Source organism: Ruegeria sp. HKCCA5463, assembly GCF_013034175.1.
Classification (GTDB): domain Bacteria; phylum Pseudomonadota; class Alphaproteobacteria; order Rhodobacterales; family Rhodobacteraceae; genus Ruegeria.
Map to the genome: position 1 here is coordinate 216,055 of NZ_WQFL01000007.1, position 16,700 is coordinate 232,754.

Here is a 16,700-nt window from a genome sequence, read left to right on the forward strand (position 1 = left end):
GCCTAAACGAAGGAAATGATACATATGGCGGGCAACAGCGGTGGCCCCTGGGGGGGCGGAGGCTCTTCAGGAGGTGGAGGAAATCGGGGTAACAACGGGGACGGGCGACGCCCACCCGAAGGCGAAGGCCCGCAGATTCCCGAGATCGACGAGCTGATGAAAAAAGGCCAGGAGCAGCTGCGCGTCCTGATGGGCGGTCGCGGCGGCGGTGGCCGTGGTGGCAGCGGTGGTCAGGGCGGTGGAGGCCCGGCCTTTACCAAAGGTACAGTTGCGATTGGTCTGGTGGCGGCTGCCGTTTTGTGGGGGCTGGCCAGCTTTTATACTGTAAAACCGGAAGAACAGTCAGTTGAGCTGTTTCTGGGTGAGTTTTCTGCGGTTGGCAATCCGGGTCTGAACTTTGCGCCATGGCCGTTTGTCACTGCCGAGGTGATTCCGGTCACCCGCGAACAGACCGAAGATATGGGCGGAGCCCGGGGCAGCGACGATGGCCTCATGCTGACCGGCGACGAAAACGTGGTCGATATCGATTACCAGGTCGTCTGGAACATCAACGACCCGGCCAAGTTCCTGTTCAATCTGCGTGATCCGCGTCAGACGATCCGCGCCGTGTCGGAATCGGCGATGCGTGAGATTATCGCGCAGAGCGAGCTGGCACCAATCCTGAACCGGGATCGCGGCATCATTGCTGAGCGCCTTCAGGAACTGATCCAGACGACGATGGACAGCTACGATTCGGGTGTGAACATCATCCGAGTGAACTTCGACAAGGCCGACCCGCCGCAGGACGTGATCGCCGCCTTCCGCGATGTTCAGGCCGCCGCGCAGGAGCGTGACCGCTTGCAGAACGTGGCGGACGCCTACGCCAACCGGGTTTTGGCTGAGGCGCGCGGTGAAGCTGCCCAGGTTCTGGAAGAAGCCGAAGCCTACCGCGCACAACAGATCAACAGCGCCATGGGTGAGGCCAGCCGTTTCAGCGCGGTTCTGGAAGAATATTCCAAAGCGCCTGATGTGACTCGCAAACGTCTGTACCTGGAGCGGATGGAGCAGGTTCTGGGTGACGTGGACAAGATCATTCTGGACGAAAACTCGACCGGATCGGGGCAGGGCGTCGTACCTTACCTGCCGCTGAACGAACTGCGCCGCAATTCCGGACAGGAGAGCAACTGATGCGTAAAGCGACCTTTATTCTGCCGATCGTTTTCATCGCGATTGTTGGTGTACTGTCCTCGATCTTCATCGTGGATGAACGTGAGCGCGCGTTGGTTCTGCAATTTGGCCGCGTTGTTGCGGTCAAGGAAGAGCCGGGTCTGGCGTTCAAGATCCCGCTGATTCAGGAAGTTGTCCGCTATGACGACCGGATCCTGTCCATCGACGTTCAGCCGTTGGAGGTTACGCCTCTGGATGATCGCCGACTGGTGGTTGATGCCTTCGCCCGCTATCGGATTTCTGATCTGGAACAGTTCCGTCAGGCCGTTGGTGTGGGTGGTATTCCGGTCGCCGAAGACCGTCTGGATCGTATCCTGCGCGCTGAAACCCGCGAAGTACTGGGTTCGGTGTCCTCGCGTGACATCCTCAGTTCAGACCGTGCCGCGCTGATGCTGCGCATCCGCAACAGTGCGATTGCCGAGGCACGTGCGCTGGGCGTCAACGTTATCGACGTGCGCCTGAAAGCGACCGACCTGCCGCAGGCGAACCTCGAGGCAACCTTCGACCGGATGAAGGCAGAACGCGAACGTGAGGCGACCGACGAGCGCGCCCGCGGTAACGAAGCTGCACAACGTGTTCGCGCTCAGGCAGACCGTACCGTGGTCGAACTGGTCTCGGATGCCCGTCGTGAGGCGGAAATCATTCGCGGTGAAGCTGACGCCGAACGCAACGCGATCTTTGCCGAAGCGTATGGTGCAGACCCGGAGTTCTTCGAGTTCTACCGTTCGCTGACCGCGTATGAAAATGCGCTGCAAGGTGGTAATAGCTCATTGATCCTGAGCCCGGATTCCGAGTTTTTCAACTACCTCGCTTCGCCAAACGGACGGCGAGCACCGGCGGCTGCGGCGTCTGAATAATGGGTATGATCCTTCTGGCTTTCGGGCTGGTACTGATTGTCGAGGGGCTGGCCTATGCGCTGGCCCCTTCGCTTATCGAGCGGATGCTTGAAGCCCTGCGGGACATGCCAGAGCAAGCCCGGCGCCTGGTCGGATTGCTATGCGTGATCAGCGGTTTGGTCCTGCTTTGGGGCGCGCAACAATTGGGATTTTGACGCTGTGGTTTCACTTGCTGGTGATTTCACTGCGATCCCGAGTTGCTCGTGGGGGCAAACTGACTACATTGGTTTGTAAGAAAGGCCGAGAACAAGCGGTCTTGGCGTGAATGTCGACAAGGAGAGCTCAAGTGCAGGCGAAAGCGCGCAGTGTATCCGTCCGGTGGGACGAAGTGAGTGTTTGGATGCGGCTGATGTGGCTGGCTTTTGCAGGTTCACTGCTGTTGCTGGCGCAATCGGTTGCAGCGCAGGCCAAAAGTGAAAGTCTGGCACCGCTGGCCGAGGAAATCAGCCCGGCAGTAGTGAACATTACCACCAGCACTTTGATCGAAGGCCAGACTGGACCGCAAGGTATTGTTCCTGAAGGCTCTCCGTTCGAGGATTTCTTTCGCGAGTTTCAGGATCGCAACGGTGACAACGGTGACAACGCGCCGCGCAGAAGCAACGCGCTGGGATCTGGGTTCGTTATCTCGGAAGATGGCTTTATCGTCACAAACAACCATGTGATCGCCGAAGCTGATGAGATACTTGTGGAATTCTTCCCCGGCGATGGCCAGCCCAAGAAAGAACTGGTAGCCAAGGTTATCGGAACGGATGAGAAAACCGATATCGCGCTGCTCAAGGTCGAGGCTTCGGGCCCACTAAAATATGTGAAATTCGGCGACAGCGACGTAGCACGTGTGGGTGACTGGGTTATCGCCATGGGCAACCCGCTTGGGCAAGGCTTTTCGGTATCGGCAGGGATCGTTTCTGCACGCAACCGAGCACTGAGCGGAACCTATGACGATTACATTCAAACGGACGCGGCGATCAACCGGGGCAACTCGGGCGGGCCGCTGTTCAACATGGACGGCGAAGTGATCGGTGTGAACACCGCAATCCTGTCGCCCAACGGCGGTTCGATCGGCATCGGTTTCTCGATGGCGTCGAATGTTGTCGTGAAGGTCGTGGATCAATTGCGCAAGTATGGCGAGACCCGCCGCGGGTGGTTGGGCGTCCGTATTCAGGACGTAACCGAGGACATGGCCGAGGCCATGGGCCTGGAAAAGCCGGGCGGGGCGCTGATCAGCGATGTACCGGACGGCCCCGCCAAGGAAGCTGGGTTGAAGGCGGGTGACGTGATCCTCAGCTTTGATGGCGTCGAGGTGGAAGACACGCGAGGTCTGGTGCGTCAGGTCGGTGAAGCAGAAGTTGGCAAGTCGGTCAGAGTGGTCGTGCACCGCGACGGCGGAACCCAGACCGTACTTGTGACACTGGGGCGTCGGGAAGATGCGGAACGCGCTGACACTGGCGAGGAGGAACCGCAGGAAGCTCCGATTGAAGAGAACGCGGATATTCTGGGCCTGACGATTTCCCCCCTGACCGATACGCTGCGTGCAGATTTGGGTCTGGATGGTGATGCAGACGGCCTTGTGATTACGGATGTCGATGAAGCATCTGAGGCGTATGCCAAGGGAATGCGGGCAGGTGATCTGATCACCGAAGCAGGCCAGCAAAAGGTGGAAACCATCGGAGATCTCGAAGCCCGTATGGAAGAATCGCGCGAAGCTGGTCGCAAATCTCTGCTGCTGTTGGTGCGCAGGGGCGGCGATCCGCGTTTTGTGGCGCTGAGCCTTGAGAACTGATTGAACAGGCCGGGAGAACTTCCCGGCCTTTTTTCTGATTGCGGGCCAGACCAGGTATCACTGATGCGCCAAAAAAATGAGCCATACGCAGTGATTGCGTATGGCTCAGATACAGGGAGAGGTCAGTGGACAGATATCGGGGATGATTCTCTGACCTCCTACGGTAACAATCTCACGTTAGGTCAAAGCGTAATCGATGGTCTGTGAACCAGATCACACCGGATCAAATAAGATCTGAATCAGCCAATTCTCGCAGGGCTTCAAAGTCCTGGATCAGCAAACCACCTCGAGAGGCTTCGACCATGTTGTCGCGTTTCCAGATCGAGATGGTTTTGGATACTGCCTCGCGTGTGGCACCGACAAATTCGGCCAGTTCGCTCTGCGACAGGGTGATGCGCGCGGTCGGGTCGTCCTGTAAACTGGACAGGTGCAGCAGCTTGCGGGCCAGCCGAATAGGCATGGGCAGAAAGACCTGCTCGTTCAATTGCAATCCCATCCATCGCATCCGCAATCCGGCCAGACGGATCATATCCACGGCCAGATCAGGCTGTTGCCTGATCTGGTTCATAACGTCGTTGCGGCGCACACGCAGTACACGCGACTTTTCGGCCGCCGCAATGGTGGCCGTACGCGGACCATTGTCGAACAACGCGATTTCACCGAAGACTTCGCCGGGGCGCATCAAGGTAAGTGTCAGTTTGCGGCCGCTCATTGCCAGAAAGGAAACCTCTAACGTGCCTTCCAAAATGGCATAGAGAGAGTCGCCCTCGTCACCTTGTTCAAAAAGTATTTCACCTTGGGACAGAGATATTTCGGTCGCCTGCGCCGAAAGCATTTCTCTGAGCCCGTCGGAAGCTTCGGCAAGGAAGCCGCTGGTGGGAAAGGCCGTCATGTATGCACCGATCTTGGGCAGGGTATGAGAGTGGGTGGTGGCACAACTTCCCATAGCTGGGCGCTCAAGCCAAGAATTTTGTTTGTTTTGGCAGGTCTGGCGGGTGTAAAGGCCGCTATTTCTGCTCGGGATCGTCCATATAGCGTTGCAGAATGCTGAACTGAAGCATCAGGAAGGCCATCAGCGCGATGGGAAAGCCGAAGGTCTCGATCTTGACCCACAGATCCGTCGACATGGTGCGCCAGACGAATTCGTTTGCGGCGGCCAGAACGGCGAAACAAGCACACAGACGGCGCGTGAGTATCATCCAGCCTTCGTGTTTCATCGGCAGCATTTCGTCCAGAACATAGGCCAGGTAGGATTTCTTTTGCATCAGACCGATGCCGAGGATCAGGGCAAACAGACCATAGACAAGTGTGGTTTTCATCTTGAAGAACCGCTCGTCGTTGAACCAGGCTGTGAGACCGCCGAAGAAAATCACCATGATGGCCGTGAAGATCTGCATCCGGCTGAGTTTGCCGGTCAGATACCACAGGATACCCATTGCCCCCAGCATCAGGGGGACAAAGATAATCGTGGCGATAATGAAGCCGGAATACTCGATGCCGCCGATCAGAAAACTGTCGTCGCGCAGGCGCAGGTAGATGAAGAAGAAGGCCAGCGGGGGGCCAAGTTCCAGAACCTGTTTCAGAAACGGGTTGATGTCTTTTTTGACTGTCATCTGTACTTCCTGCTGCTTATCCGCCCATTTCAACTATTACGGCGCCAAGTGCAATCAATGCCATCAAGGCAATGCGTCTGGGGCCAACCGTTTCCTTTAGCACAAGCCAGCCAATCAGCGCAGCGAAGACTGTTGAGGTTTCGCGCAGAACGGCAGCTTCACCGACCTTGTCCAGCCGGGTGGCCATCATGATGGCCCCGAAGGACAAAGGGGCGATGATACCGCCAGCGAGGCCGCGCAGCATCAGCGGGCCAGGCGCAGGTCTGTGCGCCATCGCGCGCCACCTGAGAAATGCGTAGATCGGCATGGCCGCGCCGTCGATCATGAAGAACCAGGCCAAAAAGGTGAACGGATCGGCGGTGGCGCGAATGCCATAGGCATCATAGGTGGTGTACAGGGCCACAAACAGGCCAGTGATGATCGCCAGTGTCAGCGCGATGCCCAGCGTATCCCTGTTGGTTTCCAGGAACCTGAAGTTGTAGGCAGCCAACCCAAATATCCCCGCCAGCAAGGTGGCCACGCCCAGCCATTGAACGGCCGAGAATGTTTCGCCGAACAGAAGATAGGCACCGATGACGGTGAACAGCGGACCCGTCCCGCGCACCACCGGATAGACGACGGTGTAAGAGCCTTTGGTATATGCCATGGCTTGCAATGTCTTGTAGGCGATGTGGATCAGCCAGACGAGCGCGAAGATCGGCCACATATGAGGTTCGGGCCAGGGCACCACGAAAAAGGCGAAGGGGGCGGCCATGAGGCAATAGCAGGCGTCGATCGCGCCGCGGGACAGCCATGGGTCATGCCTGCCTTTTTGCAATGCACCGAAGACCGCGTGCAGGAACGCCGCCATCAAAGCAAGCACCAATGCCAGCTGGTGTCCGGCTTCGGTGCCTTCGAGAGAGATCAGCCAGTCGCTCAAATACGCGGACCTTTTGCGGAGCGGAGAGGGTGGGGGGCTGTCTGCCCCCCACACCCCCCCGAGGATATTTGGGGCCAGATGAAGCCTGGGATCAGCCTTTGTCGAGACCGGTGAGGGCGGCAGCGAATTCTTCGGGGTCGAAAGGGGCAAGGTCATCGATCTGTTCGCCGACGCCGATCGCGTGGATGGGCAACCCGAATTTATCTGCCAGGGCAACAAGAACACCGCCCTTGGCCGTGCCGTCCAGCTTGGTCATGACCAGACCGGAAACGTCCGCCAGTTTGCGGAACGTTTCCACCTGGCTCAGCGCGTTCTGTCCGGTGGTGGCGTCGAGTACGAGCAAGGTGTTGTGCGGAGCAGTGTCATCAACCTTGCGAATGACGCGGACGATTTTGGCCAGTTCCTCCATCAGGTCGGTGCGGTTTTGCAGGCGGCCCGCCGTATCTATCATCAGCAGATCGGCGCCCTCTGCCTGTGCACGGGTCAGCGCGTCAAAGGCGAGGCTGGCGGGGTCCGAGCCTTCGGGGGCGGTCAGCACCGGAACTCCGGCGCGATCGCCCCAGACCTGCAACTGTTCCACGGCCGCAGCGCGGAAGGTATCGCCGGCGGCGATGACGACCTTTTTGCCGGCCTCTTTGAACTGGCTGGCCAGTTTTCCAATTGTCGTGGTCTTGCCCGAGCCGTTGACGCCGACGACCAGCACCACTTGTGGCCGTTTGGGATAGATCGGCAGAGGCTTGGCCACAGGCTCCATCACGCGGGCGATTTCTTGTGCCAGGAGTTGCTTGATCTCTGTGGTCGACAGTTTGCGGCCAAAGCGGCCCTCGGCCATGTTCGACGTGACACGCAAGGCCGTGTCGACGCCCATGTCCGAGGCGATCAGCAGCTCTTCGAGCTGCTCCAGCATGTCATCGTCCAGGGTGCGGCGCATTTCCGTGACGGCGCCTCGATTGAACAGGCGGTTCAGGATACCCTTGGATTCCGGTATTTCCGGCGGTGGAGCGACAGGCGTCGGGTCAGCCGGGATCGGTGCTGGCGGTTCAACCGGTTGCGGGGCCGGGGCAGGTTCTGGCACTTCCGGAACGGGTTGCGGATCGGGCTGCGGCTGAGGGATCACCGGATCCGGAGCCGCCGTTTCCTCGCCGCCATCCTCGACGATGGCTTCCAGCCCTTCTTCAAGACGAGATGAAGATTTGAACAGCTTGTCCTTTAGCTTTGAGAAAAACGCCATACTTGGTCTCCACAGGTGTTCCCTTCACCTAATGCGGATTTGCGGCAGTTGCAAAGGGTCACGCAAACGCAAGGACAAAGCCAAGCTGAGCACCCCAGTAAAGGGGCCATACAAGATAGGGCGTCACCTTGAGGGCCGGATGGTGCGGCGGCAGCAGGAACTTCTCGGTTGCGAGGATCAGATCTGACGCGATGAAGGCCATTGCAGCGGGAAAGGCCCACCGAAGGGGACCGGCATCCGGCAGTGCCAGCACCGTGATCCCCATGCCAAGAATGATGGGGATATAGGCCAGAACGGGCCCCTTCAGGTCTCCGGCGCGGGGCGCAAGCAATGTGGCCATGATGATGCCCAGAATGATCAAGGACCATACAATCGCAGGCGCGCTGAGGATCAGCCCGGCAGAACTGATCGGCAATGTCAGGAACAGAGCGATATAGGCCAGATGCCCGGCGGCAAATGCGGCGATGCCCGTCATGAAGGTGGCATCTGTTTCGCGCGACAGCAGCGCGTCGCCTGTCGCACAAAGAGCGAGCGCAAGAACCAACAGCCAAGGCCCACCGTTCATGATGGCCGTGACCGCCAATAGGGCGACCGATGCGGTTTTCAGTACAGTGCGCAAAGAACCGGCGGGCCGGGAGGTCAGCGGCAGGTACCCAAGGGCACAGCCAAAGGCGATCCAGAACAGTAGGGTTGGCATGTCATCTCCTCGCCGGTTCAGAATAATCTGATCTGGGACGTGGCGTGAAATCAACCGCTTACGTTGAGTTAAGCGCCTTGTGATGACCCCGATCCAACAGGCGAATGGCATGACCGAAGCGCTTCTGACAAAATGGAAGCATGTTCAGGTTCCTGATGATTCTCGCGACTTTTGCCGCGCATTCCGTGGCGGCACAAACGCCTTTGTCTGGCTCGGAGTTCGACAAGTATACGCAGGGCAAAACTCTGTTTTACGGGTTCGAAGGTCAGATTTACGGGGTGGAGCGGTATCTTCCGAACCGTCGTGTGATCTGGTCTTTTCTCGACGGGAATTGCAAGGAAGGTGTCTGGTATCAGCAGGGTGAGCAGATCTGCTTTGTCTACGAAGACAGGCTGGATCCGCAATGCTGGGTTTTCACTCAATCCGGTGGCGGTTTGATTGCGCAGTTCGAAGGTAATCCGCAAGCGACCGAGCTGTATGAGGCAGAGGATCTTGGGGAAGAAATGGTTTGTTACGGGCCGGACGTTGGCGTTTGATCAGTTTGCGCAGCTCATCATGATTGATCATGACATGGGTTTGGCAAGCTGTCCTGTCCGTCAACCCTTCATAATGGCGGCGCAAACTGGGCAGTGATGCGCGCGAAATATCGATGTCATAGTAGCGATCGAGTATGTGTCCCAACTGGATATCGGCCAAAGTCAGGCAGGAACCGCACAGGAAAGCGTTTTCAGAAAGTTGCGCATCGGCGATTGTCACGGCCCCAAATGGTCAACTTGGCTTAGAACAGTGATCCCTGATCCGGGGTGTCCGGCCTGGGTTTCTTTGAGGGTGATTTCGCGCCCGGGCCGGTGCTGAGAACACCATCGGCGAATTCGATCTCGAGCGCCGTTTGTTTGGCGGCCTGAGCCTTGGTGGTGATCACATTCCCTTCGGCCCGGACGACCGCGTATCCGCGGTCCAAAGTGGCTTTGTAGCTCAGCGTCTCGCGCAGGCGATCCGTCGCTTCGAGTTGCTGTTTGAGGCGGTCCAGTCGCGTGGTTTGGGCCGTGTGCATTCGATCGCGCAAACGATCGAGGTTTTGCCGCTGTTGATCGATTTCCCTTTGGATCGGTCGCAGGGACAGGCGCGATGACAGGTTGCGCAGCGATTCCTGTCGCGTCGATATCAAGCTTCGCAGGGTCGAGGGGCGCAGATGAGCAGACAATTCCACCACTTGCAGGCGACGGTTCTGCACCCCTCGGATCAAGGCGGGTGTGAGGCGATCTGCAATCAAATCAAGGCGTTGTCTTGGTGTGTTCAACAGGCTGTCCGGGCGCGGCAGGGCGCGGGACAGATCGCGCAGCCTTTGCGTTCGGCGTTGAACGGCATCCGTTGCCGCGCGGGACAGGCGCGCGGCTTGCTCTTCGGTCCAGGCAAGCAGTTCCATGCGCACCGGAACGGCCAGTTCGGCGGCCGCGGTGGGCGTCGGCGCGCGCTGGTCCGACACGAAATCAATCAGGGTGGTATCGGTTTCATGCCCAACGGCCGAGATCAACGGTATGTCCGACGCGGCTGCGGCGCGGGCGACGATCTCTTCATTGAAACCCCAGAGGTCTTCGATCGATCCGCCGCCACGGGCGACGATGATCAGGTCGGGCCGCGGCAACGCGCCGCCGGGTGTCAGTTGGTTGAAGCCTTCGATGGCGCGGGCGACCTCGGGCGCGCAGTTGGCCCCTTGAACCGCCACAGGCCAGATCAGCACCTTGCGCGGAAACCTGTCCCTGAGCCGATGCAGAATGTCGCGGATCACGGCACCGGAAGGGGATGTCACAACGCCAATGATCTGCGGCAGGTACGGCAGGGGTTTTTTGCGTTCGGGCGCAAATAATCCTTCGGCCTCAAGCTGCTTCTTGCGCTTCTCCAGCAGCGCCATCAGCGCGCCCTGACCCGCGACGGAAACCTCATCGACATTCAGGTTGTATTTGGATTGCGCCCCGAAAGCCGTGAGGCGACCGGTGACGACGACCTCCAATCCTTCTTCGGGCACAACGGACAGGCCGGAAATCTGACCTTTCCACGTGGTGCAGGCCAAAACGTTCCTGTCGTCCTTGATGTCGTAGTACAGATGCCCGGATCGGGCTTTGAACACGCGCCCAACCTCACCGCGCACGCGGATTCGACCGAACGAGCCTTCGAGCGTCCGTTTCACTTCACCCGAAATTTCGGACACAGTGTATTCAGGGGTGTTTTGGCCCGGAATCGGGTCATCAAGCAGGTCGGACATTTCAGCGCCTTGTTTCAAATGCGCGCCCAGCTTAGAACGCCGCGCAGGCAAGGCCAAGCAGATCGGAGAGCTTTCATGAATATCCTCATTCTCGGCAGCGGCGGGCGCGAACACAGCCTGGCATGGGCAGTGCTGCAAAACCCCAAATGCGACCGTCTGATCGTGGCTCCGGGGAATGCGGGGATCGCTCAGATCGCGGATTGTGCCGCTCTGGATATTGAAAACGGCGGCGCTGTTGTCGGCTTTGCCGAAGAAAATGCGATTGATTTCGTGATTGTCGGACCCGAGGCGCCTTTGGCGGCCGGTGTGGCCGATCGGTTGCGCGAAGCCGGTGTATTGGTTTTTGGACCTTCAGCCGAGGCGGCGAAGCTGGAAGCGTCGAAAAGCTTCACCAAGGAAATCTGCGACGCGGCCAACGCCCCCACCGCGGCTTATGCCCGGTTTACCGAGGCTGAGCCTGCCAAAGCCTATATCCGCGAACAGGGCGCGCCGATTGTGGTCAAGGCCGATGGTCTGGCCGCAGGCAAGGGCGTGATCGTTGCGATGGACGAAAAGACCGCACTGGACGCCATTGACGACATGTTCGGCGGTGCCTTTGGCGGTGCGGGCGCGGAAGTCGTCATCGAAGAATTCATGGATGGTGAAGAAGCGTCGCTGTTCGTTCTGTGCGATGGTGAGGACATTCTTTCAGTCGGCACGGCCCAGGATCACAAACGGGTTGGCGAGGGCGATACCGGCCTGAACACCGGCGGAATGGGGGCGTATTCTCCGGCGCCGGTGTTGAGCGAAGAGGTGGAGGCGCGTGCGATGGAAGAAATCGTGCGCCCTACCATCGCCGAGATGAAGCGCCGGGGAACGCCGTTTCAGGGCGTTCTTTATGCAGGTTTGATGATCAAGGACGGGCAGCCAAGGCTGGTTGAATACAACGTCCGCTTCGGTGATCCGGAATGTCAGGTGTTGATGATGCGGTTGGGTGCGCAGGCGATGGACCTAATGCACGCGGCTGCCGAAGGCAGGTTGGGTGAGATGCGGGTGAATTGGGCGGATGACCATGCCATCACGGTGGTAATGGCGGCCAATGGTTATCCGGGTGCTTACAAGAAAGGCACTGCGATCAAAGGGCTTGAAGGCCTGCCGGAAGACAGCCGGAACATGGTGTTTCACGCTGGTACAAAGAGTGCCGATGGGCAGGTGGTTGCATCGGGCGGGCGCGTGCTGAACGTGACCGCCCGTGGGAGCACGCTGAAGGAGGCGCGCGACCGGGCCTATGAAATGGTTGAAGCCGTGGATTGGCCTGACGGGTTTTACCGGCGCGATATCGGATGGCGTGCATTGGATGGTTGATCGGGCAGGGGGTTTGCCCCTCGGCCTTGCGGCCTCCCGGCGCTGCGCGCGTTCGCGGTCGAAATCGTCCACTGGACGATTTCTTTTCAACCGCTGATCCCTCAGGATTTTTTTGGCCAGATGAAGAGGCGGATCAGCAGTTCAGGGCTTGGGCTAGGCTTTTGCGGCCGTTGAACGGGCCCCGGTCGGATGTGATCCAGCCGTTGTCGTAAGAGACGCTTATGATCCGCGTCCAGTCGGCGCTGGCCACGATCAGTTCCGGGCGGTCGCCGCAGGTGCGCAGGCCTCCGGAAATGAAATCTTCACCGATCCTGTGGTTGGTCAATCCGGGCAGAGCCGCGATTTCGGTCAGGGCATTGTCTTTGTAGCGCCAGATGCGCAGCGTTTTGGCAAGGTGCGGACGGTCGACATAGGCGATCTCGACATGTCCGTCGCCGTCCAGGTCGGCGGCCCCGATCGGGGCAAGCCAGCGGAAGCGGGTGCCGATATGAGGCGTGGCCGCGATCTTGTCTCCGGCGGCGTCGTAGATCGCAAGCTGAGCCCCTGATTTGTCGTGGGATTCAACGACAATTGCTTCGCGTGCGCCGTCCAGGGTGACGTCTGCCAAGCGCGGGGCGATGTCTTCGAACACGCGATCCTGCGGCAGACGAACAGTTACGACCGTACTGTCGGTCGTGAATTCCAGCGCGCCATATTCGATCGTGTCACCCAGGACGCCATGGGCGTAACGAGTGGTTGGTTCTGTGAAGCGGGCGTCGTTTATGGTATCTGCCGCGCCAGCTTGTGGCAGCGCGAGCCAAAGTCCGAAAGATAGCAAAGCGCCGCGTGCCCGACGTTGCCAAAAGCGGCGGGGCAGGCGCGGCGCATTGTTGTGCATCAGATCTGCTTTTCAGGCATCTGAACGACCAGACCGTCCAGCGCGTCGGTGACCTTGATCTGGCAGGTCAGACGCGAGCGGGCCGGGTCGGGCTCGAACGCAAAGTCCAGCATGTCTTCTTCCATGTCATCCTTGGCCGGAATTTTCTCGACCCAGTCGGGGTGGATGTAAACATGGCAGGTCGAGCAGGCGCAGGCGCCGCCGCAATCGGCCTCGATGCCGGGGATGTTGTTGTCACGGGCCCCTTCCATGACGGTCAGTCCGTTGGCGACCTCGACTGTGTGTTCGGTACCGCCGTGCTCGACATAGGTGATCTTTGCCATTGCGTGCGTCTTCCTTTTGCGATGTTCGATTTCTTCCTTAGTGAAGGCATTTAGGTCTTTCCAGCCTCATTTGCGACTCAGCGCGCCATGTCTGGACTTTCTTGTTGTTTGTTCTATTTTTGTTCTCATGCTTGTTGCACCCGTTCGCCCTGTGGTTTCAAACCGGGATTGGCCGCGCCCGCCGTCCTGTCTGCCTTCCAGCCAACTGGATTCCCCGCCCGAGGGCGCGCGCGTGGCTGTGGCCGGGCTTGTGATCCTGCGGCAGAGGCCGGGAACGGCCAAGGGGGTGATCTTTCTGACGCTTGAAGACGAGACCGGGATCGTGAATGTGGTGATCTGGCGCAAAATCTACGAACGGTTCCGCCGTGCGGTGATTTCGGGGCGGTTGCTGAAGGTGACGGGCCGGATGCAGCGGGCGCATTCAGTGACCCATGTGATTGCGGAAGAAATCGAGGATATTTCGGGGATGCTGGATATGCTGGTTCAGGGCGCAGGGGCGGCCTGCCGTGACGGACAATAGCGAGCGGCTGTCTTGCCGCCTTGCGCACAGCAAGACCTGTGCGCCGATGAATGTCGGTAAGTTCTCGCATATCACGCTGGGTCAAAGGCGCTTTTCCGCCAATTCGGCATTGGTCGGTCGACTCTTTGATGTCGTGTTAGTACTGCGGGCATCTCTATGCGTCGGCCTGTGTCTGAACGCAGGCGCGACGGCACGCTACTCAACATTTTCTCAGAGTCAGTTCAGATGCCCGAAGTAACACGAAATGGATCGTTCGAAAAAACCGTCCAGCTGGATGAGAGCCAGATTGCCGGTCGCCTTGGCGAACTGTTGGAGCATACGCGTTCAAAAGGATACGTGCATACCGCCAGAATGATCGAGGAAGCATTGAGTGCCCACTCTTTCGAGCGCAGACACCTTGGGAATACCCAAAAATACCTCTCGGAATTGCAGCGTCTGAAGCGAAAAGAGATGACACGCTTGGTGCGGGAAACGGATGGGAAGAAGCAAGCGGCTTTTGTTCTGACACCCCGGATGCGCGTTGACCACAGAAATCCTGCCGCGCTGCGCAGTGGAGCTTGGAGGAACACCCCGATGCCTTTCCCGGCGGAACCCGAATTCAAGTTTCGCTAGCCGAACCTGCCGTGGCCAAGGCGGACAGGGCTGATGATCCGCGTCAATCCAAACGGGTTTTCAACGCAGTCATCGTTTGAACAAGACCTCCTGCGCCTGCTTGTCACGATTGTCTCCTCGTAGCTCTGCGTGCAGAGCGCGTCCGGCCTGAACACCGGGGCGGGCGCCGACGGTCTTCAGCCAGCGCGCAAAGTGGGGTTTGTCATCCAGCACTTGCTGCTGCCCTTCCCACAGGCTGGCCCAGCCCCAGATCGACATGTCTGCAATCGAATAGAAGTCTCCGGCAACGTATTCGTTCTCGGCCAGCCGTCTGTCGAGCACCCCGTACAGACGACCGACCTCGGCCCGGTATCGATCTTTGGCATAGGGCAGGTCCTGTGGCGGGTTCAGTTGCGGGGCGTATTTCAGGAAGTGATGCGCCTGACCTGCCATCGGGCCAACACCGCCCATCTGCCACATAAGCCATTCTTCGACGGCGATCCGATCACGCTCGGTCTTGCCATAGAACTGCCCGGTCTTGCGGGCCAGATACATCAGAATTGCCCCGCTTTCAAAAACCGAGATCTGTGCACCATCCGGCCCGTCAGGGTCCACGATTGCGGGCATACGGTTGTTCGGGGCGATCTTCAGGAACTGCGGGTCGAACTGATCGCCCTTTCCGATATTGACCAGATGCGTGGTGTAGGGCAGCTCCATCTCCTCAAGGGCGATGGACACTTTCCAGCCGTTCGGTGTGGGCCAGAAGTACAGATCAATCGGGTCGGCCATGTGTTCTCCTGATGTTGAAGGGATCATGCGGGTTTCTGCCGGTTCGGCAAGGGCCGCTTACGAAAGCGTGACTGAAACGCAGGCCGGGCTTGACCGCAAACCGCCCGAGGCGTATGCCATCCCAGAGCTTCGTGGCGATTTGTTACCGGATTGCGGGCCACGCTAAACAACACCGCTAAAAGGTCAGGATGAAAGACCCCTTTCGCTTGGCCGCGTCTGGGGTTTTTTGTTTGCCTCCGCCGGAGGCTGAAAGGGAATGAGATGAGCGAGAACTGGAACAAACGCACCCAAGCCGTCCATGGCGGTGTCCGCCGCAGTCAGTACAACGAGGTGAGCGAGGCGATTTTCCTGACGCAGGGCTTTGTGTACGAAACTGCCGAACAGGCCGAAGCCCGGTTTCTGGAATGCGGCCCCGATGAGTTCATCTATGCCCGCTATGGCAACCCGACCGTGTCTATGTTCGAACAGCGCATCGCGGCCCTTGAAGGTGGCGAGGATGCGTTCGCGACGGCCTCGGGCATGGCGGCGGTGAACGGTGCGCTGACCTCGATGCTGAAGGCCGGGGACCATGTTGTTTCAGCAAAGGCACTGTTCGGGTCCTGCCTGTACATTCTGGAAAACATCCTGACCCGTTTTGGCGTCGAGGTGACTTTTGTGGACGGCACCGATCTGGAGCAATGGCAGACAGCGATCCGCCCGGACACCAAGGCGGTCTTCTTCGAGTCGATGTCGAACCCGACTCTTGAAGTGATCGACATCGCATCCGTGTCCAAGTTGGCCCACGCCGTCGGGGCGATTGTGGTGGTGGACAACGTGTTTTCGACGCCCGTCTTTTCGCGCGCGATAGAACAGGGCGCGGATGTGGTCGTTTATTCGGCGACCAAGCATATTGACGGACAGGGCCGTGCGCTGGGCGGCGTCATCATCGGCACCAGGGATTTCATCCGCGGAACCGTCGAGCCGTATCTGAAGCATACCGGCGGCGCGCTCAGCCCGTTCAATGCCTGGGTCATGCTCAAAGGTCTGGAAACCATGGCGCTGCGCGTCAATGCGCAGGCCGACAGTGCACAACGGATCGCAGAGGCGCTGGAAGGGCACCCGGCGCTGGCGCGCACCCTTTACCCCGGTTTGAAGACCCACGCGCAAAACGCTCTGGTTCAATCGCAACTTGGTGGAAAAGGCGGGACCGTGTTGTCCCTGGATGTCAAGGGCGGCAAGGACGCGGCTTTTGCTTTCCTCAATGCGCTGACCATTCCTGTGATCTCGAACAATCTGGGCGATGCCAAGTCGATCGCAACGCACCCGGCGACCACAACGCACCAGCGTCTGAGCGATGCGCAGAAGGACGAGTTGGGCATTACGCCGGGCCTGATCCGTTTTTCCGTTGGCCTGGAAGACGCCGGAGACCTGCTGGCAGACATCCAGCAGGCATTGGAGGCTTCGCAGAAGCAAACAGCAGCACAGTGACAAGCCTCTTACCACTAGGGGTCGTCGCGTTATCTGTGAACGCGGCGTCTTTCCGGGTGGTGTTCGCGGTTGAAGCCTGACCTTTGTGTCTGCGAAAGGCGTATTTCGTTGCAGAATGACGGTTTTGCGCCGGTTTTTTCAATCCGGACTGCTATTGCCTGCGTATTGGGTTAAACTGGTAAAT

The 16,700-nt window shown here is 59.0% G+C and carries 18 protein-coding genes, 1 pseudogene and 1 riboswitch; of the genes and pseudogenes, 9 read left to right on the forward strand and 10 right to left on the reverse strand.

Going from position 1 to position 16,700, the window contains the following annotated elements:
- Positions 1-24: 24 nt before the first annotated feature.
- The 4 genes from hflK to GOW09_RS15905 all read left to right on the forward strand — a co-directional run bounded on the left by hflK (position 25) and on the right by GOW09_RS15905 (position 3,882).
- On the forward strand, positions 25-1,167 hold the full coding sequence (gene hflK / locus GOW09_RS15890) for an FtsH protease activity modulator HflK (protein WP_152457589.1): 1,143 nt from the start codon (positions 25-27) through the stop codon (positions 1,165-1,167).
- The gene (hflC, locus tag GOW09_RS15895; protein ID WP_171119562.1) at positions 1,167-2,063 is read left to right on the forward strand and encodes a protease modulator HflC; all 897 of its coding nucleotides are present in this window, start codon (positions 1,167-1,169) and stop codon (positions 2,061-2,063) included. The genes hflK and hflC overlap by 1 nt, the downstream gene beginning before the upstream one ends.
- A complete protein-coding gene (locus tag GOW09_RS15900; protein WP_152457591.1) occupies positions 2,063-2,257 on the forward strand; it encodes a DUF2065 domain-containing protein in 195 nt (64 codons plus the stop codon). Before hflC ends, GOW09_RS15900 begins: the two co-directional genes overlap by 1 nt.
- Positions 2,258-2,367: 110 nt before the next feature.
- Positions 2,368-3,882: a Do family serine endopeptidase gene (locus tag GOW09_RS15905; protein ID WP_152457592.1), complete on the forward strand. Its 1,515-nt coding sequence runs from the start codon at positions 2,368-2,370 to the stop codon at positions 3,880-3,882.
- 223 nt (positions 3,883-4,105) lie between these two features.
- Here GOW09_RS15905 and GOW09_RS15910 read toward each other — a convergent pair whose 3' ends face one another.
- The 5 genes from GOW09_RS15910 to GOW09_RS15930 all read right to left on the reverse strand — a co-directional run bounded on the left by GOW09_RS15910 (position 4,106) and on the right by GOW09_RS15930 (position 8,342).
- Positions 4,106-4,774: a Crp/Fnr family transcriptional regulator gene (locus GOW09_RS15910; protein ID WP_152457593.1), complete on the reverse strand. Its 669-nt coding sequence runs from the start codon at positions 4,772-4,774 to the stop codon at positions 4,106-4,108.
- A gap of 115 nt (positions 4,775-4,889) precedes the next feature.
- Positions 4,890-5,495 (reverse strand): inner membrane-spanning protein YciB, encoded by a 606-nt coding sequence (locus GOW09_RS15915; RefSeq protein ID WP_171119563.1) that lies wholly within the window; start codon positions 5,493-5,495, stop codon positions 4,890-4,892.
- A gap of 16 nt (positions 5,496-5,511) precedes the next feature.
- A complete protein-coding gene (locus GOW09_RS15920; RefSeq protein ID WP_171119564.1) occupies positions 5,512-6,414 on the reverse strand; it encodes an EamA family transporter in 903 nt (300 codons plus the stop codon).
- 91 nt (positions 6,415-6,505) lie between these two features.
- Entirely contained in the window at positions 6,506-7,645 is a 1,140-nt protein-coding gene (gene ftsY, locus GOW09_RS15925) for a signal recognition particle-docking protein FtsY (RefSeq protein ID WP_171119565.1), read from the reverse strand.
- A gap of 58 nt (positions 7,646-7,703) precedes the next feature.
- Entirely contained in the window at positions 7,704-8,342 is a 639-nt protein-coding gene (locus GOW09_RS15930; RefSeq protein WP_171119566.1) for a lysoplasmalogenase, read from the reverse strand.
- 155 nt (positions 8,343-8,497) lie between these two features.
- Between GOW09_RS15930 and GOW09_RS15935 the strand changes: the two genes are divergently transcribed.
- Positions 8,498-8,878, forward strand: coding sequence for a hypothetical protein (locus GOW09_RS15935; protein ID WP_171119567.1), 381 nt, complete (start codon positions 8,498-8,500; stop codon positions 8,876-8,878).
- 73 nt (positions 8,879-8,951) lie between these two features.
- Here the strand turns inward: GOW09_RS15935 and GOW09_RS22805 are convergent.
- Both GOW09_RS22805 and xseA read right to left on the reverse strand, forming a co-directional pair.
- Positions 8,952-9,098 (reverse strand): annotated as a pseudogene (locus GOW09_RS22805) (glutathione binding-like protein); the annotation flags it as partial.
- 22 nt (positions 9,099-9,120) lie between these two features.
- The gene (gene xseA, locus GOW09_RS15940) at positions 9,121-10,605 is read right to left on the reverse strand and encodes an exodeoxyribonuclease VII large subunit (RefSeq protein ID WP_171119568.1); all 1,485 of its coding nucleotides are present in this window, start codon (positions 10,603-10,605) and stop codon (positions 9,121-9,123) included.
- Positions 10,606-10,680: 75 nt separating this feature from the next.
- Here xseA and purD point away from each other — a divergent pair, with 75 nt between their 5' ends.
- Entirely contained in the window at positions 10,681-11,949 is a 1,269-nt protein-coding gene (gene purD, locus GOW09_RS15945) for a phosphoribosylamine--glycine ligase (protein WP_170346585.1), read from the forward strand.
- A 133-nt stretch (positions 11,950-12,082) separates the two neighbouring features.
- Here purD and GOW09_RS15950 read toward each other — a convergent pair whose 3' ends face one another.
- On the reverse strand, positions 12,083-12,826 hold the full coding sequence (locus GOW09_RS15950) for a VCBS repeat-containing protein (protein ID WP_171119569.1): 744 nt from the start codon (positions 12,824-12,826) through the stop codon (positions 12,083-12,085).
- Positions 12,826-13,149, reverse strand: a complete 324-nt coding sequence (locus GOW09_RS15955; RefSeq protein WP_170346586.1) for a 2Fe-2S iron-sulfur cluster-binding protein — start codon at positions 13,147-13,149, stop codon at positions 12,826-12,828. Before GOW09_RS15955 ends, GOW09_RS15950 begins: the two co-directional genes overlap by 1 nt.
- A gap of 127 nt (positions 13,150-13,276) precedes the next feature.
- Between GOW09_RS15955 and GOW09_RS15960 the strand changes: the two genes are divergently transcribed.
- Together GOW09_RS15960 and GOW09_RS15965 are read left to right on the forward strand one after the other, a co-directional pair.
- A complete protein-coding gene (locus GOW09_RS15960) occupies positions 13,277-13,669 on the forward strand; it encodes an OB-fold nucleic acid binding domain-containing protein (RefSeq protein WP_171119570.1) in 393 nt (130 codons plus the stop codon).
- Between the two features lie 225 nt (positions 13,670-13,894).
- On the forward strand, positions 13,895-14,281 hold the full coding sequence (locus tag GOW09_RS15965; protein WP_171119571.1) for a hypothetical protein: 387 nt from the start codon (positions 13,895-13,897) through the stop codon (positions 14,279-14,281).
- 69 nt (positions 14,282-14,350) lie between these two features.
- Here the strand turns inward: GOW09_RS15965 and GOW09_RS15970 are convergent, their stop codons facing one another.
- Entirely contained in the window at positions 14,351-15,049 is a 699-nt protein-coding gene (locus GOW09_RS15970; RefSeq protein WP_171119572.1) for a glutathione S-transferase N-terminal domain-containing protein, read from the reverse strand.
- Positions 15,050-15,170: 121 nt separating this feature from the next.
- A riboswitch (SAM riboswitch) is annotated at positions 15,171-15,248 on the forward strand.
- Positions 15,249-15,310: 62 nt separating this feature from the next.
- On the opposite strand from GOW09_RS15970, the gene metZ reads away from it, so the two are divergent.
- Entirely contained in the window at positions 15,311-16,516 is a 1,206-nt protein-coding gene (gene metZ / locus GOW09_RS15975; RefSeq protein WP_171119573.1) for an O-succinylhomoserine sulfhydrylase, read from the forward strand.
- Positions 16,517-16,700: the final 184 nt, after the last annotated feature.